The following is a 16,256-nucleotide window of genomic DNA, read 5'->3' as shown; positions in this document are numbered from 1 at the left end:
CGTTGATCCGGCAGATTTCCTGGAAGTGGCTGTGTGGTGGCTCACGTTCGAGTTCAATGGTCTGACGTGCGGCAATGCGGAATCCGCGGCGGAATATGCCATGCAGGGGGTACGGAGTGAGTGCTTCCAGGAGCACCGGGACCACCGACGAGATCGGTCCGGACGAGGACCCCGGGCGGGAGCCCCCGGCGGTGGCGATACCGGGGTCCCGGCTCCTCGCCGCGCTGCTCGACGGCATGGACGCCGCGCTCTGCGCGTTCGACGCCCACGGCACCATCACCCACTGGAACCGCGAGGCCGAGCGGATCCTCGGCTGGAGCGCCGACGAGGCTGTCGGACGGCGCGGCTTCGCGGGGTGGGCCGTGCGGAGCGCGGACGCGGAGGACGTGCACGGGCGGCTGCTGGCGGTCATGGAAGCGCCGGGGCGGCAGGTCCACGAGTTCGCGCTGCTGCGCAAGGACGGCGGGCGTGTCCTCGTACGGACCCAGTCGTCGGGGGTGCGGGGCGAGGACGGGAAGCCCGCCGGGGTGTACTGCGCGTTCAGCGAGGTGCACGCGCAGATCGATCTGGAGCGGTCCATCGCGATCGGCGAGGCCCTGTTCGAAGACGCGTCCTGGGGTGTCGTCGCCGTGGACGTCGACCTGCGTCCGACCGTGGTCAACGCCTACGCCGCCCGGGCGCTGGGCGGCGGGCGTACGACGCTGCTGGGGCGTCCGCTGGGTGAGCTGATCGTGCAGGGCGTCGAGGACCTGGAGGGGGCGCTGCAGCATGTCCTCGCCGAGGGCGCGCCGTCCGCACCGGCCGAGCTGTGGGTGACCCTGCGGACCGCCGAGGGTGAGCGGCGGCGCTGCTGGCGCAGCGGGTTCCTGCGGCTGGCCTCGCCGCTGGCGGAGGAGCCGGTCCCGCTGGGGGTCGGATGGCTGTTCCGGGACGTCACGGCGGCGAAGCTCGCGGAGCAGGAAGCGGACCGGGTGCGTTTCCGGGCCAACCAGCTGCACCGGGCGGCGCGCCAGGCGGCGGAGTGCGAGGACCCCATGGAGGCGGCGACGACGTCGCTGGACTTCGCGCTGGCCGGGTTCGCCGACCATGTGGTGGTCGACCTGCTGGGTCTGACGGCGGGGGAGAAGCTCGTACGGGCCGCGTCCACGCCTCACGACGCGCCGGGCCCGTGTCTGCCGGTCTCCGGCGGCTCGCTCCCCGTGCGGTACGGGCCTGGGCACCCCGCGTGCCAGGCCGTGGAGCGTACGGGTTCCGTGCGGGCCGTGGCGCCGCCGGGCGCGGGCGAGGCGTGGGCGGTGGAGCACCAGTGGCCGGGGGACTCGGCGCACGCCCTGTGCGCGGTGCTGCGGAGCCGGGGGCGGACGCTGGGTGTGGTGACGTTCCTGCGCTCGGCGAACCGGGGCGCGTTCGAGCGGCCCGACGTGATGTACGCGGAGAGTGTGGCGGTCCGGGTCGCCTCGGCGGTGGACCTGGCCCGGCTGACGGCCGGGCCCGAGCCGGTCTGAGCCGGAGCGCCTGCCCCCTGCCGTCTCCCGGCACCGTGGCGGAGCGCTCGGTGCCGGTGGCGGAGTGCTCAGTGCCGGTAGAAGATGCGGTCGCCGTACTCCCGCATCACGCGCCCGTTCCACTCGTGGCCGCCGTCGACGTTGCCCGAGCGCAGCAGCGGCGGCTCGATCCCGCGGGCGACGAGCTCCTCCGCGGCGGTGGCCATCATGGCCTGCATCAGGGCGCTGGTGACGACGGTCGACGCGGGGGCGAACGGCGCCTCGACGCCCTCAGCGCTCAGCTCCGCGTCGCCGATCGCGATCTTGCTGTCGAGCACGATGTCGCAGTGGTCCCGGAGGAATCCGCCCGACACGTGCCGGGACCTGGTGCCCGTCGTGTACGCGACCGAGGTGACCCCGACGACCGTCAGGCCGAGCGCCCGCGCGTTCTGCGCCATCTCCACGGGCAGGGCGTTCCTCCCCGACAGGGAGATGATCACGAGGAGGTCGCCGGCGCGGGCCGGGCTGGAGTCGAGCACGGCGCTCGCGAGGCCGTCCACCCGCTCCAGCGCGGAGCCGAGCGTGGCCGGCATGACGTCGACACCGACGGTGCCGGGCACGGCGAGCAGGTTCATCAGGGCAAGGCCGCCCGCACGGTAGACGACGTCCTGCGCCGCGAGCGAGGAGTGCCCGGCGCCGAAGGCGAAGAGCCGCCCGCCCGCGGCGACGGTGTCGGCGATCGCGGCACCCGCGGCGGCGATCGCTCCGGACTCCTCGTCGCGCACCCGCTCCAGCAGGCCGATCGCGGCGTCGAAGAACTGACCGGCGAGCTTGCTGTCGCTCATCGAGGAGGCCTTTCCTGCGGGGTGGGGGGCCGTGCGGTGCCCGTGTCGCGGATCACGTTGCGGTCTGGACCAGTGGACTGTCAATAGCGCTCCGGGCCGCCCGCCGGCACGGAGTCACGACGGCGGGGCACGGTTGTCGGTGCCATGCGTCAGAATTGGTGGAGGGCCATCGCACGACGACTTCATGTCACAGCATCGAGGGGCACGTATGTCCGGACTGATCGATACCACGGAGATGTATCTCCGCACCATCCTCGAGCTCGAAGAGGAAGGCGTGGTCCCCATGCGCGCCCGCATCGCCGAACGGCTGGACCAGAGCGGTCCGACGGTCAGCCAGACGGTGGCGCGCATGGAGCGGGACGGCCTGGTCCAGGTCGCGGGGGACCGCCATCTGGAGCTGACCGAGGAGGGGCGCCGCCTGGCGACACGGGTGATGCGCAAGCACCGGCTCGCCGAGTGTCTGCTCGTCGACGTCATCGGCCTGGAGTGGGAGCAGGTCCACGCCGAGGCGTGCCGCTGGGAGCACGTGATGAGCGAGGCCGTGGAGCGCCGGGTCCTGGAGCTGCTGCGGCACCCGACGGAATCCCCGTACGGGAACCCGATCCCGGGTCTGGAGGAGCTGGGCGAGAAGGCCGAGGCCGATCCGTTCCTGGACGAGGGCATGGTCAGCCTGGCCGAGCTCGACCCGGGTTCGGAGGGCAAGACCGTCGTGGTGCGCCGGATCGGTGAGCCGATCCAGACCGACGCACAGCTGATGTATTCGCTGCGGCGGGCGGGGGTGCAGCCCGGTTCGGTCGTCAGCGTGACCGAGTCGGCCGGCGGGGTGCTGGTCGGATCCAGCGGTGAGGCGGCCGAGCTGGACTCCGAGGTCGCCTCGCACGTCTTCGTCGCCAAGCGCTGAGCAGGGCGTTTCCATGCACCGGTGCCCTGCCCGCGAGTGCAGGCGCCGGTGCGGATGCACGTGCAGATGTGAACCGGTAAGCCCGGTTTCTGTTTTCCGCCCGGAATCGCAGCGCCCGGGCGAAACGCGTGCCAGGCTGTGGCCAGGCCTATGACCTGAGGGTGCCGGCAGAGTCTGCCGGGCGGTCGGGGAGGGAGCAGGGAATGCGCCCGTCGCACTGGCATGTGCACCGTGGGGTGACTGCCGGGCTTTCCGGCGCCCGTACGCCGGGCGCCCGTACGCGTCCCGGGGTGTTCACCCGCACGCGTCCCCATGGCTTCACGCCGCATTCCGGTGTCGTGCCCCGCGGTGCGGCCACGGCCGGGCCGGGTGTTCGAATCGCGCCGGTGGGCCTCCGCACCGCTCGGGCGGCCGGCGGGACGGCTCCGGCGGTCCGCCGGGAGTGCGGATCCGTCCGTGACGGAAGAGGGGACGGCCCCGGCGCCCGAAGGCGCCGGGGCCGGTCCTCCCCTGCGCTGACCTGGAGCCCCGAGCTCTTCAGGTCAGTCCCCGCGGACCCCTGTCCCCGAGCGGTCCGCTTCCCGGAGAAGGTCTCCCCTGGGGAGCCTTCGTCAATCCTGAACCACTGTCACTCAAACGTGGGATGTTGCGAGCCAGAAGCGGGTTTTCGAATAAAGGTTCGATAGTCTGGCACGCGCGAACACATGGTGATCGAGGACCAGAAGGGGGTGCCAGAACCTATGGTGCGGCGCATCGATGTGACCGGATCGGACGGCGTACGCCTCGCGGCCTGGGAGTTCGCCGATCCGCCCAAAGTGCGCGCGGAGGCCGGACAGGCCCCCGGGATCTTAATGCTCCACGGGCTGATGGGCCGGGCCACACACTGGGCCTCCACCGCCCGCTGGCTCTCCGAGCGCCACCGCCCGGTCGGCCTCGACCAGCGCGGCCACGGGCGCAGCGAGAAGCCGGCCGACGGGCCGTACACCCGCGATGCCTACGTCGCGGACGCCGAGGCCGCGATCGAACAGCTCGACCTCGGGCCGGTCACCCTGATCGGGCACTCGATGGGTGCGCTCACCGCCTGGCAGCTCGCCGCGAAGCGTCCCGATCTCGTCAAGGCGCTGATCATCTGCGACATGCGGGCCTCCGCGCTCGGGGCGGCATCCCAGCGTGAATGGGCGGACTGGTTCAACACCTGGCCGCTCCCCTTCGCGACGCTCGCCGACGTACGGAAGTGGTTCGGTGAGGACGACCCCTGGGTGGAGCGGCCCAACCCCTCCCGCGGTGAGTTCTTCGCCGAGGTCATGGCCGAGAGCGCCGACGGCTGGCGGCCCGTGTTCTCCCAGGAGCAGATGCTGACGTCCCGGGCCACCTGGGTCTACGACGCCCACTGGGAGGAGCTGGCGCAGGTGCGCTGCCCCACCCTGGTCCTGCGCGGGATCGACGGGGAGCTGGGCAGGGCCGAGGCCCAGGAGATGGTCCGCGTCCTGCCGCGCGGGCAGTACGCCGAGGTGGAGGACGCCGGCCACCTCGTCCACTACAACCGGCCGGAGGGCTGGCGCCGGGCGGTGGAGCCCTTCCTGGAGCGCCTCTCCGACGGCTTCCGGGACGACCGGGAGGCCGTGAGCCCCTGATCCCGGGACGACCGGGACGACCGGGACGACCGGGACGGCCGGGAGGGTCCGTGAGCCCCTGATCCCGGGAGGCCGGCCCGGACGCCCCGCCCTGGGAGCCGGCCCCTCAGCCCTTGCTGACCGCCGCCAGGATCTCCGGGAGCCGGTCCGCCGTGCGCGGCGCCGCCAGCCGCACGCCCAGCCATCCGATGAGCGCACCGTAGGCCGCCCCCACCGGCAGCAGCAGCCACAACTGGTCCTGATGGTCCGCCACGTGCATCCAGATCGTCAGCCCGATCACCGGCCCGCTGAGCACCGCGGCCGCGACCATGCCGCCGAGGATGGAGATCCAGGCGAGCCCGGCCTGCCCCGGCACGACGTTCTTGAACGCCCCGTCCTGAGGGATCGAGTACGGGAAGAGGGCCGAGGCCAGGGCGCCCGTCGCCAGCATCGCGCCCAGCAGGGCGAACGACAGCCCCATGACCCCCGGCAGCGCCGCCCAGTCCCCGAGCACCGCCGCGGTCACCACCGTCACCACGACCGTGTACGGCAGGGTGATCAGCAGCAGCGCCAGCGCGCGTGCCCGGAGTTCGGCATAGGCGTCCCGGGTCGAGGAGACGGAGAGGGCCACCATCCAGAAGGCGGACGTGTCCTGCCCGAACTGGTTGTACATCTGCATGCCGAGCATCCCGGCCGCGAAGCACGCGAAGTAGACCGACCCGGTCCCCTGCACCGCGTTGAGCACCGGCACGATCAGGCCGATCGCCAGAGCCGTCACCCAGGACGCCTTGGTCTTCGGATCCCGTACGACGTAGCGCAGGCTCCGCTGCATCACCGTTGCCGTACGCCCGTCGGGGAGCAGCGAGAAGAGCCCGGAGCGGTCCGCCCCCGAGCGGCGGGCCGACGGCTCGGCGGCGGCGAGCGTGGAGCCGTCCGGTGACGTCATCAGCTTCACCAGGCTCCGCTGCCACAGCCACATCAGGCCGCCCAGCGTGAGCAACGAGACCAACAGCTGACCGAGCGCCGCCCCGTACGACCCCTCCGAAGCGGACCCCACGGCTCCCAGGGCCGAAGCCGGCGGCAGCCAGCGCACCACGTCCGCGACCGGTTCCAGCGAGGACAGCCCGCCCGCCCGGCCGAGACGCTGCGCGCCGAAGTTGACGAACTGGATGCCCACCGCGATCACCAGCCCGCTGAGCACCGCGAGGTCGCGGCCCTTGCGCGAGGTCAGCAGCCGGATGTTGGCCGTGGCGACGGACCGCGCCAGCGCCACACAGACGAGCAGCGTCAGCGGCACGGCGACCACCCCGAACGCCACCGCCGCGGCGCCGTGCGCCACCGCGATCACCGAACCGAAGGCCAGGGCGAGCGTGAAGAGCGGGCCGATGCCGATCAGCGAGGCCACCAGCAGCGCCCCGATCAAGGGGCGGGGCCGCAGCGGCAGCATCACCAGCCGGCTCGGGTCCAGGGTCTCGTCACCGCTCGGGAAGAACAGCGGCATCACCGCCCAGCCCACCGCCACCACCGCGGTCAGCAGCACCACCAGGGTGCCCGCCTGGGCGTGGCCGCGGAGCGCGACCAGGCCGATCACCTGGCCCACCGCGAACAGCAGGGTGAGCACGAGGGACGCGACATAGGCGGCCCGGCGCCCGGACGACTGGCGCAGTCCGTTGCGCAGCAGCGTCAGCTTGAGCCGTACGAAGACGGGGACGATGCCCTGGCCGGGCACGGCGGGGACGGCGGAACCTGCGGGGGCGTCGAGCACCGTCATCGGGCACCGCCCAGCCAGTCCAGGGAGTCCCCGGTGTCACGGGAGCCCGCGCCGACCAGTTCCAGGAAGGCGTCCTGCAGGGAGGCCGCGTCGCCGCGCACCTCGTCCAGCGTGCCCCGGGCGCGGATCCGCCCCGCCGCCATGACGGCCACCCAGTCGCAGAGGGACTCGACGAGCTCCATCACATGGCTGGAGAAGACCACGGTCGCGCCGGAGCGGGTGTAGCGCTCCAGCACCCCGCGGATGGTCTGTGCCGACACCGGGTCGACACCCTCGAACGGCTCGTCGAGGAACAGCACTTCGGGGTTGTGCAGCAGGGCGGACGCCAGCCCGATCTTCTTCCGCATCCCGGTCGAGTAGTCGACGACCAGCTTGTGCTGCGCCCCCGCGAGATCCAGCACATCGAGCAGCTGGGTGGCCCGCTTGTCGACCTCGGCGCCCGGAAGTCCGCGCAGGCGCCCGGTGTAGCCGAGGAGTTCACGCCCGGAGAGGCGCTCGAAGAGCCGCAGACCCTCCGGCAGCACCCCGATCCGGGCCTTCACCTCGACCGGGTCGCGCCACACGTCGTGGCCGGCGACCTCGATCCGCCCCATGTCGGGCCTGAGGAGCCCGGTCACCATCGAGAGAGTGGTCGTCTTCCCCGCGCCGTTCGGACCCACCAGACCGATGAACTTGCCGGCCGGCAGCTCCAGATCGATCCCGCCGACCGCGACCTGCTCCCCGAACCGCTTCCACAGCCCCTCGACCCGTACGGCGGGCGGTGGCGTCGCAGCCCCGCCCGCGATGTCCGTCCTGCCCGCGCTGTCCGCCTGGTCCGGCATGGCACTGCCTTTCGATATCCCCACGTGTGGGGAACACCCTACGAAAGACGTGTCCGGGCGTCGGCCGCCTCCCGGGCGCAGGCGTACGCGAGCGGGCTGATCAGCTCCTCCGCGTCGGGCAGCCAGAGATCGGCGCGGGAGGGCCTGCGGGCCCACTGCACGGCGCCGCGTCCGGCCACCCGGGTCGGCGGTGCGGCGACGTAATGCCCCTCGCCGGCCCCGGTCAGGCCGATCGCCCCGGCGTCCCAGCCCAGTTGCCGTACGAGTCCGGGTGCCTTGGCGGCCGCGCCCGGCAGGACGAAGAACACCATCCGGCGGTCAGGGGTCCGGGTCACCGGGCCGAGCGTGAGGCCCATGCGCTCCATCCTGGCGAGGGCCAGGAAGCCGGCGGACTCCGGTACGTCCAGGGCGTCGAAGGTCCGGCCCGCTGGCAGCAGGACCGACGACCCGGGCTGCCTGGCCCACATCCTGCGGGCCGCGGCGGCGCTGCCGGTCGCCTGGCCCGCCCAGTCGGACCGGGTGGGATGGGCTCCGGGGGCGGCGCAGCCGGCGTCACCGCACGAGCAGCGCTCCGTGCCCCCGGCGGCGTCGAGCCAGGTGCCGGGGAACACGTCCCAGTGCCGCTCCTGGGCGTACCAGGCCGCGGCCTCGAGCAGCTGTTCACTCCGCTGTCGGGGGATCCGGGCGGCTTCCGTCACTCCGATGGGCTCTTCCACGCCCCGCTCAACTCCCGCCGCCACCAGGGGTTACGGGCGCGTGCGCGTCCTTCGGGAGGGATCGATCCTGCATGCGGGGCGCACGGATGCACGGCCGGGGGCGCGTGGGAGGAAACACACCGGTGTGCGGGTAACCAGGTGCAGGACTGCGCCAACTCGCCACCACTCGTACCCGATACAGATGAATATGCGCATTTCTCGTGCCGTGCCGGGCAGTGATTCCAGCACCGAACCACTGCGGTCCCAGGGGGAAATATGGCAGCCAGACCTCTCGTCGCCCGTCAGCCGAACGAACGGCTCCAGACGCTCATCCAGGAGGCGGCGTGTTCCAACGCCGGTCTCGCACGCCGGGTGAACATGGTCGGCGCGGAGCGGGGGCTCGATCTCCGTTACGACAAGACGTCGGTGGCCCGCTGGCTGCGCGGACAGCAGCCACGCGGCAGGGCGCCGGGGATCATCGCCGAGGCGATCGGGCGCAAGCTCGGCCGCACGGTCACGATCGACGAGATCGGCATGGCCAACGGCAAGAGCCTGGCCTCCGGTGTCGGCCTGCAGTTCGCGCCCACGGTGCTCGGCGCCGTCGAGCAGGTCTGTGAGCTCTGGCGCAGCGACGTGGGCCGCCGCGACCTGCTGTCCGGATCGGCGGTGGCCGCCTCCGCCCTGGTCGAGCCCAGTCGCGACTGGCTGATCACAGGCGCCGACCCGCAGGTGGCGCGGACCTCCGGGAACCGGGTCGGCATGCCGGACGTGGAGGCGGTGCGGGCGATGACGGCCGCGCTCGTCGACCTCGACCACCGCTTCGGCAGCGGACATGTGCGCCCCGTCCTGGTGCACTACCTCAACAGCGTGGTGTCCGGGCTCCTTTCGGGGGCGTACCGCGAATCGGTCGGCCGGGAGCTGTTCGGCGCGGTCGCCAGACTCACTGAGCTCGCCGGTTACATGGCCGTGGACACCGGGCAGCCCGGACTGGCCCAGCGGTACTACATCCAGGCGCTGCGTCTGGCCCAGGCCGCGGGCGACCGGGCCTACGGGGGCTATGTGCTGGCCGCGTCGATGAGTCATCTCGCGGCGCAGCTCGGCAATCCGCGCGAGATCGCCCAGTTGGCGCGGGCCGCGCAGGAGGGTGCGCGGGGACGCGTGACCCCGCGGGCGGAGGCGATGTTCCACGCGGCGGAGGCCCGGGGCCACGCGCTGATGGGCGATGCCCGCACCTGCCAGGCCGCGGCGGGCCGGGCGCTGGCCGCCCTGGAGCAGGCCGAGCCGGAGAAGGGCGACGACCCGGCCTGGATCGCGCACTTCGACGCGGGCTACCTCGCCGACGAACTGGCGCACTGCCACCGGGACCTGGGGCAGGCGGAGCCGGCCGCCCGGCGGGCGAAGGAGGCCCTGGCGGCCCTCCCGGAGTCCCGGACCCGGCGCCGGGGCATCGGCCTGGTGCTGCTGGCCTCGGCGCAGGTCCAGCAGCGTGAGGTGGAGCAGGCGTGCCACACGGGGCTGCGGGCGATGGAGCTGCTGGGGACGGTGCGCTCCAGCCGGGGTGCCGAATATCTCGATGATCTCCAGCAGCGGTTCGAGCCGTACGCGGACGAGCCGGCGGTCCGTGAGTTCGGCGCCAGGCTGGAGCTCCAGGCCGCCTGACCGGCGTCTTCGGCGAGTTGACCATGAACAGCGCCGTGGCGGCCCCAGGTGTTACCCCCTGTGTGAAGGGGTGGTGAGGCTCTTGGGCGCTTGGCGCGGGGCTCCGGGCACCCGGTAGCGTGAGCCGACGTTCCATAGGTTCACACGTTTCACACGTAGGAGTCCCGGTGACGCAGAGCGGACAGGGTGACGAGCCGCAGCTTCCCGCTGTACGGCACGCCCACGAAGGTGTCGTGCTGCCCCCGGAGGGCGGTGCCCCCTGGAACGCGGGGGGACCGGCGGGCGGGCAGCCGGACCAGGCCGTCCCCGCGGGCGGGCAGCCGTGGGGCCGGCCCTGGGGGCCACAGGCCGCGCACCAGGACGGCCCGACGCCGGGGCAGCTGCCGCCGGAGCAGCACCAGCAGGGCGGGTACCAGCAGCCGCAGCACGGGCAGTACCAGCAGCAGTACGCGCCCCAGCAGGGCCAGTACCAGCAGCACCAGCAGCAGCCGTACGCCCAGCCCCTGCCGCCCGAGGCCGCCGCGCCCGGGCAGGGCACGGTGCGGGGCGGGGACGCGGACGCCACGCAGTACATCGCGCCCGTGCCCGGCGGCCACCTCCCCGGAGGGCTGCCGCCCGAGCTCCCGGCGGAGTCCACCCGCTACCTGGGGCAGTCACCCGCCCCCGCGCAGCCGTCCGACGCCGACGCGACCCAGTACATACCCCCGGTTCCCGGCGGCGCCCCGTACGGGATCCGGCCGGGAACCCCGGGTGACCGGCAGCCGCCCGCGGAGTTCGACAGCCTCTTCCGCAGCGACGAGCCCGCGGGCGCCACGCAGCAGATGCCCCGCTTCGACGGGCCGCCCCGACAGCAGCGCCCCCAGCAGCCGTACCAGCCCCACCCGGGCGCCCAGCAGCCGCCGCAGGGCGCCCAGCCGGGTCCTCAGGGCTTCCACGGCGGGCACGGCGGGAACGGTCCGCAGGAGCCGGCCCAGGGCGGGGACGCGCCGCGCAAGCGGTCCGCGGCCATCCCGCTGATCGCCGCCGTCGTCGTCGGCTGCGCCGTCATCGGGCTCGGCGCGGGCGCGCTGATGAGCGGGGGCGACGAGAGCCCCTCGGACGACAAGCAGACGGTGGCCTCGCAGAGTTCGCCCGCGTCCGATCCCTCCGAGAAGAAGGCGGACGACCCCGCGCAGCCGCAGGCCGTGGAGCTCGACAAGCTGCTCGCGGACAGCAACAACAGCCGCTCGGCGGTGATCGGCGCGGTGGAGAAGATCAAGGAGTGCAAGGCCCTCGACCAGGCGGTCACCGATCTGCAGGGCGCCGCCGCGCAGCGCCGGGAGCTCGTGACCCGGCTCGAGGCGCTGAGCGTCGACCAGCTCCCCTCCCACGAACAGCTGAAGACCTCCCTGACGAAGGCGTGGCAGGCGTCGGCGGAGGCCGACGACCACTACGCCACGTGGGCGAGCCAGGCCAAGAACAACAAGAAGAAGGTCTGCAAGGGGGGCAAGGCCGGATCGACCGACGCGACCGCCAAGGCCGCCGCGTCGAGCAGCGACGCCACCGTCCAGAAGCGCACTGCGTCGAGCCTGTGGAACAAGATCGCGCAGAAGTATGGGCTGACCGAGCACGCCCCCACGCAGCTCTGACGCCTCCTCCTCCGCCCCCGGCGCCCACCGGTGGCGGAGGAGGGCGTCAGCCGCCGGACCGGGCGTTCACGAGGGTGTCCGTCACATCCACGAACCCCTTCTTCGCGGCGGTGAGACGGCCGTCGCGGACCACCTGGAACGTCACCCGTCCGTTGACGATGCGCCCGTAGGCCGCCGTGCCGACCATGTCCTGGAAGCGCCAGCGCAGCACCGGGGTGAGGCCGCCGGTGTCCACCTCGGTGCCGCGGTTGAGACTGACGGAGATCCCGCCCGCCGTGATGTCGGACCGGTCCATCGCCTCGACGACGGCCTTGAGCGCGGTGTACGCGATCCAGGTCGTCTGCACGCCCGTGTCCTCGGGATCGATCCGGTCGTCCCCGAAGGCGTACTCGGTGATCACGTCGCGCATCTCCCTCCAGCGGGCGTCGCCGGACGCCGGGTACCAGCCGGTGACGAGGGCCCCCTCGAAGGGGCTGTCCGCGCCGCCCGACCGGTCGATGAGGCCCTGGCCGACGCTGCCCAGCACGGACGAGATCCGCACCTCGCTGCCCTCGGGTTCGAGCCGGCGGAAGGAGTCGAAGAACGTCTCCGTGCCCTTGCCGAGCACCGCGGTCACACAGCCGTCGCCGGCCTGGGCGAGCGCCTTGGACGCCTCGGACGCGTACGACGTGGCCTCCTCTGCCGCGCTGATGTCGTAGGAGGCGGGGCGGTCGCTGCGGCTGAGGCTCGTGTCGAGGAGCCCGGGCATGGAGTCACCGACCAGGGTGTCGGGCCGCACCAGCGACACCCGCTCACAACTGGCCGCGAGCTGCTCCCCGTTGCCCGCGACGAGGGCCGGCTGTCCGCCGTTGACCGGGTAGGAGAGATAGCTGGTGAACTCGTCGGCGGAGGCGCCGTACCCGCCGATGTACGGGATGCCGGCCGCCTCCAGCGGCGCCAGGAACGCCCGCCCGTACCTGCTGTACGAGCCGACGACCGCCGCCACGTCCTCGTCGGCCGCCCGACGGGCGCACTTCGACGCGCCGGCCGCGGTGTCCTGCTCGTTGCAGGTGAGGACCCGCAGCTCATGACCGTCGATCCCGCCCTTCTCGTTGATCCATCGGGCGTAGGTCCTGGCCATGGCCGGCATGCCCGCCATGTTCACGGTGTCGGCTCCGGTGGTGTCGGGTGCCCACGTCATGACGGTGACGGGCTCCCTGGAGTCCCCCGGGCCTCCAGGGAGCACACCGCAGCCGGACACCAGCAGTGCCCCGGCCGCCACCGATGTGAGGAGCCTGTAGGGGCGGGGGGAGGTGAGGCGTCGCCATCCGGTCATGGGCATGAACTTTTGCGGTTCACGGGTAACGCCACAGCGTGCTCCGGTCAACGCAGGGTGACGTGGAGGTGAATTACGGGGGGCCGCGCACGGCCCCGGCGAGGGAACGTACGATCGGCAACCGTGCAGCAAGGTTCGGAGAACACTTCCCGTCGCGGCCGTCGCTCCTCCACCATGGGCGGCATGCCGCTCAACGACATGCCGTGGTGGCGCTGGCGCAGCAACGTGCGCTCGGCGCTGCACATGCTCTCCGACCCCGTCTTCCACCACGAGTGCTGGCTCGCCGGCCGGGAGGGGTACGGCGACGTCACCGACGCCGTGTACCGCCTGGTCGAGGACACCTGGCTGGACAACTGGTCCGCCGAGAAGTACGTGGGGACGATCTTCCGCGACTCCGCCGAGGCCGCCCTAGTGGACGTCGCCGCCCTGCGGGTGCTGCGCATCATGCACCAGATAGGCGCCGACGCGCCCGTCTCCGCCTATCTGGAGCACCCGGGCTGGCAGGAGGCCGTGGTGGCCGCCCGCGAGGCCCATGTGATGCTCGCCACCAACGACGGCGAGGACCCCGACACCCCGCCGCGGTCCCTGGACGTGCTCCGCATCATGACCAGATCGGCGTGACCTGCGAAGGGTGTGGCACCCTACGGGAATGACCGCGCCGCAGCCCGCCGAATCCGTACCCGCTGCCTCGGACACCGCCGCCGAGCAGTACGTCCTCACGCTCTCCTGCCCTGACAAGCAGGGCATCGTGCACGCCGTGTCGAGCTACCTCTTCATGACCGGCTGCAACATCGAGGACAGCCAGCAGTTCGGCGACCACGACACCGGTCTCTTCTTCATGCGCGTCCACTTCTCGGCGGACGCCACGGTCACCGTGGACAAGCTGCGCGCCAGCTTCGCCGCGATCGGGGACTCCTTCCGGATGGAGTGGCAGATCCACCGGGCGAGCGACCGGATGCGGATCGTGCTGATGGTCAGCAAGTTCGGCCACTGCCTCAACGACCTGCTGTTCCGTTCCCGCACCGGCGCGCTGCCGGTCGAGATCGTGGCGGTCGTCTCCAACCACACGGACTTCGCCGAGCTCGTCGCCTCGTACGGCATCCCCTTCCGGCACATCCCCGTGACCAGGGAGAACAAGCCGGAGGCCGAGGCGCAGCTGCTGGAGCTGGTCCGTGGGGAGAACGTCGAACTCGTCGTCCTGGCGCGTTACATGCAGGTGCTCTCGGACGATCTCTGCAAGCAGCTCAGCGGCCGGATCATCAACATCCACCACTCCTTCCTGCCGAGCTTCAAGGGCGCCAAGCCGTACCACCAGGCCCATGCGCGTGGGGTGAAGCTGATCGGCGCGACGGCGCACTACGTGACCGCCGACCTCGACGAGGGGCCGATCATCGAGCAGGAGGTCGAGCGCGTCGGGCACGGAGTCACGCCGGACCAGCTCGTCGCCGTCGGGCGCGACGTGGAGTGCCAGGCGCTGGCCCGCGCCGTCCAGTGGCACGCGGAGCGGCGCATCCTGCTCAACGGCCGACGTACGGTCGTCTTCCCGTAGGACCGGTGGGTCCTCCGAGGGCTCAGAGCCGGCTGAGGGACGCCGCGGCGCACAGCACGTCGCGGATCGCCTCGCGGTCGCCCTCCTGGCCCGCCGCGGCTTCCACCGGCAGCACATGACCGGCGACCAGCCGGCAGAACTCCACCCCGTCGAGCGCGACCTGCGCGACCGTGCGGTCCGGGGAGCCGAGGGCCGCCGGGGAGTCCAGTGCGATGTACCAGTCGCCGCCACCGCGGCCCTCGACCTCCAGGTGGAGGGAGCGGCCCGGTGAGCCGGCGGTGACCAGGTGGCGGGCCGGAGCGGCCAGCCCTGCGCGGCGGCGCGCGGCCAGGGTGGCGGGCAGCAGCCGGGCGGCGAGGTCGATCATCCGGTGGAGATGGGCGGCGGCGGGCGGCTCGTAGGGGTAGTCCACCGCGTCCGCGATGTCACCGCCGTGCACCCAGCACTCGAAGGCCCGCTCCAGGAGCGAGTCCTGCAGCGGGAGGGCGAAGCCGCCGTACGGGACGGAGAGCTCCGAGACGCCGCGGCCGGCGAACGACACCGTGCGGACGAGGGAGTGGCTCTGGTCACGCCACGGCTCCCGCACGGTCCGGGTCGGCGGCCTGCGGGCGGCCGACCAGTACGCCTCGGTGCGCGTGGTCGGCGGCAGGGGCTGGTCGCCCTTCCCGAGGGGGTCGTCCAGGCCGAGCGCCCTGGAGACCAGGCCGTCGACCGCCATGAGATGGCCGATCACCCCGGCGACCGTGGTCTTGCGGTTCACCTGCCGGTCGTCCTCGAACCACTTCAGCCGCACCGGCGCGTGCCACTCCGAGTCGCCGATGTCCCGCAGCAGCGCGTCGAGCCGTGCGGTCTCCGCGTCGTACGGCGCGGCCCACGTCGGCACGGGAATGCGCGCGGGGCGGCGGCCCAGGCAGCCCTCCAGGACCCGGGAACGGAGCATCGGGTCCAGGTCGAGGGTGCCGTCGCTGTGCAGCAGACCCACCGCGTCGCGCAGCCGCAGTGCCTCGTCGGCGCAGGGCGCGCACGAGGTGAGGTGCTCCTCGACGGCCGCTGTCTCCTCGGCGGAGCAGGCGGCCAGGGCCCAGGCGCCGAGGAGGGACTTGAGGACCTTGTGGGGCAGCTGCGGAGCGGGCGGTTCCGGGGGCCCGGGCGGCTCCGGAGGTTCGGGTGGCTCGTGCGGCTCCGAGCCGCCGGGCCGGACCGGCGGCAGCCTCTCCCGGTCGTCCGCGGCAGCCCTCGGCCCCGGTATGCGCCGCTCGACCGGCTGCTCCCCGTCGCGGCCGTCGCCGCAGTGGCCGCCGCTCATGGCGTCGGTCCGTATCCGGGCGGCGCCGAACCGGGCGAGGGCCGGGTGTTCGCGGTGGCGAGCAGCTGGAGGCCGAGCCGCAGCCGGCGCCTGGCCTCGTCCCCGGTGACGCCGAGGTCCGCGGCGGCCTGCCGGTAGTCCCGGCGCTGGACGTACGCGAGCTCCAGGGCGGCGCGCAGCGGCGCGGGCATGGAGGCGACGATGTAGTCGGCCCGGGCCGCCGCTGTGGCCTTGAGCACCCGGTGCTCCAGCTCCTCCGCCCGCGCGTCCGCGTCGTGCCCCTCGGCCTCGCCGTGCGTGCTGCGGATGCGCTGCACGGACCGGCGGTGTGTGAGCCGTGCCACCCAGGAGCGCATGGAGCCGTGCCTGGGGTCGTACGCGTCGGGGTTCTCCCAGACGTAGCCGAAGACCTCGCGCGTCACCTGGTCCGCGGCGTCCTCGTCGTCCAGCATGCGGTGGGCCTGGCTGTGCACGAGGGCGGCGAACCGGTCGTAGAGCTCACCGAGGGCGGCCGCCTCGCCACGCGCCAGCCGCTGCTGCATCCGGCGGTCCCAGCGCGGTGGTGCGTCCTTCGCCATCCAGCCCCCAGCCCTGTGCCTCTCGTCATGTCGAATGTAGTCGGCGGCCTGGTCCGGACACGTACCTTTGCGGCAAGTACGTCCCTCAAGT

The 16,256-nt window shown here is 72.8% G+C and carries 14 protein-coding genes; 7 read left to right on the top strand and 7 right to left on the bottom strand.

From position 1 onward, the window contains the following. Nucleotides 1–116: 116 nt before the first annotated feature. A complete protein-coding gene (locus AB0P41_RS14720) occupies nucleotides 117–1,505 on the top strand; it encodes a PAS domain-containing protein (protein ID WP_365932220.1) in 1,389 nt (462 codons plus the stop codon). Nucleotides 1,506–1,573: 68 nt separating this feature from the next. Here AB0P41_RS14720 and AB0P41_RS14715 read toward each other — a convergent pair whose 3' ends face one another. Beyond that, nucleotides 1,574–2,329 (bottom strand): SIS domain-containing protein, encoded by a 756-nt coding sequence (locus AB0P41_RS14715; protein ID WP_104788078.1) that lies wholly within the window; start codon nucleotides 2,327–2,329, stop codon nucleotides 1,574–1,576. A gap of 208 nt (nucleotides 2,330–2,537) precedes the next feature. Here AB0P41_RS14715 and AB0P41_RS14710 point away from each other — a divergent pair, with 208 nt between their 5' ends. Together AB0P41_RS14710 and AB0P41_RS14705 are read left to right on the top strand one after the other, a co-directional pair. Further along, the gene (locus tag AB0P41_RS14710; RefSeq protein WP_356707815.1) at nucleotides 2,538–3,230 is read left to right on the top strand and encodes a metal-dependent transcriptional regulator; all 693 of its coding nucleotides are present in this window, start codon (nucleotides 2,538–2,540) and stop codon (nucleotides 3,228–3,230) included. A 740-nt stretch (nucleotides 3,231–3,970) separates the two neighbouring features. Next, entirely contained in the window at nucleotides 3,971–4,864 is an 894-nt protein-coding gene (locus AB0P41_RS14705; protein WP_356708102.1) for an alpha/beta hydrolase, read from the top strand. Between the two features lie 106 nt (nucleotides 4,865–4,970). On the opposite strand, the gene AB0P41_RS14700 is transcribed toward AB0P41_RS14705, so the two are convergent. The 3 genes from AB0P41_RS14700 to AB0P41_RS14690 are packed head-to-tail and all read right to left on the bottom strand — an operon-like array spanning nucleotide 4,971 to nucleotide 8,151. After that, nucleotides 4,971–6,614, bottom strand: a complete 1,644-nt coding sequence (locus AB0P41_RS14700; protein ID WP_365932218.1) for a transporter — start codon at nucleotides 6,612–6,614, stop codon at nucleotides 4,971–4,973. Beyond that, complete coding sequence (locus AB0P41_RS14695; protein ID WP_356707813.1) at nucleotides 6,611–7,435, bottom strand: ABC transporter ATP-binding protein; 825 nt, start codon at nucleotides 7,433–7,435, stop codon at nucleotides 6,611–6,613. The genes AB0P41_RS14700 and AB0P41_RS14695 overlap by 4 nt, the downstream gene beginning before the upstream one ends. Before the next feature lie 38 nt (nucleotides 7,436–7,473). Beyond that, the gene (locus tag AB0P41_RS14690) at nucleotides 7,474–8,151 is read right to left on the bottom strand and encodes a bifunctional DNA primase/polymerase (protein ID WP_365932216.1); all 678 of its coding nucleotides are present in this window, start codon (nucleotides 8,149–8,151) and stop codon (nucleotides 7,474–7,476) included. 255 nt (nucleotides 8,152–8,406) lie between these two features. On the opposite strand from AB0P41_RS14690, the gene AB0P41_RS14685 reads away from it, so the two are divergent. Both AB0P41_RS14685 and AB0P41_RS14680 read left to right on the top strand, forming a co-directional pair. Further along, a complete protein-coding gene (locus tag AB0P41_RS14685; protein ID WP_356707811.1) occupies nucleotides 8,407–9,789 on the top strand; it encodes a transcriptional regulator in 1,383 nt (460 codons plus the stop codon). 167 nt (nucleotides 9,790–9,956) lie between these two features. After that, on the top strand, nucleotides 9,957–11,417 hold the full coding sequence (locus AB0P41_RS14680) for a hypothetical protein (protein ID WP_356707810.1): 1,461 nt from the start codon (nucleotides 9,957–9,959) through the stop codon (nucleotides 11,415–11,417). A gap of 46 nt (nucleotides 11,418–11,463) precedes the next feature. On the opposite strand, the gene AB0P41_RS14675 is transcribed toward AB0P41_RS14680, so the two are convergent. Next, complete coding sequence (locus tag AB0P41_RS14675) at nucleotides 11,464–12,732, bottom strand: ABC transporter substrate-binding protein (protein WP_365932213.1); 1,269 nt, start codon at nucleotides 12,730–12,732, stop codon at nucleotides 11,464–11,466. A gap of 174 nt (nucleotides 12,733–12,906) precedes the next feature. Between AB0P41_RS14675 and AB0P41_RS14670 the strand changes: the two genes are divergently transcribed. Continuing rightward, nucleotides 12,907–13,353 (top strand): hypothetical protein, encoded by a 447-nt coding sequence (locus tag AB0P41_RS14670; protein ID WP_104788089.1) that lies wholly within the window; start codon nucleotides 12,907–12,909, stop codon nucleotides 13,351–13,353. A gap of 28 nt (nucleotides 13,354–13,381) precedes the next feature. After that, complete coding sequence (gene purU / locus AB0P41_RS14665) at nucleotides 13,382–14,281, top strand: formyltetrahydrofolate deformylase (protein ID WP_356707808.1); 900 nt, start codon at nucleotides 13,382–13,384, stop codon at nucleotides 14,279–14,281. 22 nt (nucleotides 14,282–14,303) lie between these two features. Here the strand turns inward: purU and AB0P41_RS14660 are convergent, their stop codons facing one another. After that, nucleotides 14,304–15,587 (bottom strand): maleylpyruvate isomerase N-terminal domain-containing protein, encoded by a 1,284-nt coding sequence (locus AB0P41_RS14660; protein WP_356707807.1) that lies wholly within the window; start codon nucleotides 15,585–15,587, stop codon nucleotides 14,304–14,306. Further along, on the bottom strand, nucleotides 15,584–16,165 hold the full coding sequence (locus AB0P41_RS14655; RefSeq protein WP_356707806.1) for a sigma-70 family RNA polymerase sigma factor: 582 nt from the start codon (nucleotides 16,163–16,165) through the stop codon (nucleotides 15,584–15,586). Before AB0P41_RS14655 ends, AB0P41_RS14660 begins: the two co-directional genes overlap by 4 nt. Nucleotides 16,166–16,256: the final 91 nt, after the last annotated feature.

This window comes from Streptomyces sp. NPDC079167 (genome assembly GCF_040686735.1).
GTDB lineage: Bacteria > Actinomycetota > Actinomycetes > Streptomycetales > Streptomycetaceae > Streptomyces.
Note: the sequence above shows the minus strand (reverse complement) of the source record. Positions and strands in the feature narration are given on the sequence as shown.

What these genes read in the sequence shown, in the direction of transcription:
- AB0P41_RS14675 (WP_365932213.1), bottom strand. Translation starts at nt 12,732, where the DNA reads ATGACCGGATGGCGACGCCTCACCTCCCCCCGCCCCTACAGGCTCCTC.
- AB0P41_RS14655 (WP_356707806.1), bottom strand. Translation starts at nt 16,165, where the DNA reads ATGGCGAAGGACGCACCACCGCGCTGGGACCGCCGGATGCAGCAGCGG.
- AB0P41_RS14705 (WP_356708102.1), top strand. Translation starts at nt 3,971, where the DNA reads ATGGTGCGGCGCATCGATGTGACCGGATCGGACGGCGTACGCCTCGCG.
- AB0P41_RS14700 (WP_365932218.1), bottom strand. Translation starts at nt 6,614, where the DNA reads ATGACGGTGCTCGACGCCCCCGCAGGTTCCGCCGTCCCCGCCGTGCCC.
- AB0P41_RS14695 (WP_356707813.1), bottom strand. Translation starts at nt 7,435, where the DNA reads ATGCCGGACCAGGCGGACAGCGCGGGCAGGACGGACATCGCGGGCGGG.
- AB0P41_RS14670 (WP_104788089.1), top strand. Translation starts at nt 12,907, where the DNA reads ATGGGCGGCATGCCGCTCAACGACATGCCGTGGTGGCGCTGGCGCAGC.
- AB0P41_RS14685 (WP_356707811.1), top strand. Translation starts at nt 8,407, where the DNA reads ATGGCAGCCAGACCTCTCGTCGCCCGTCAGCCGAACGAACGGCTCCAG.
- AB0P41_RS14710 (WP_356707815.1), top strand. Translation starts at nt 2,538, where the DNA reads ATGTCCGGACTGATCGATACCACGGAGATGTATCTCCGCACCATCCTC.
- AB0P41_RS14660 (WP_356707807.1), bottom strand. Translation starts at nt 15,587, where the DNA reads ATGAGCGGCGGCCACTGCGGCGACGGCCGCGACGGGGAGCAGCCGGTC.
- AB0P41_RS14715 (WP_104788078.1), bottom strand. Translation starts at nt 2,329, where the DNA reads ATGAGCGACAGCAAGCTCGCCGGTCAGTTCTTCGACGCCGCGATCGGC.
- purU (WP_356707808.1), top strand. Translation starts at nt 13,382, where the DNA reads ATGACCGCGCCGCAGCCCGCCGAATCCGTACCCGCTGCCTCGGACACC.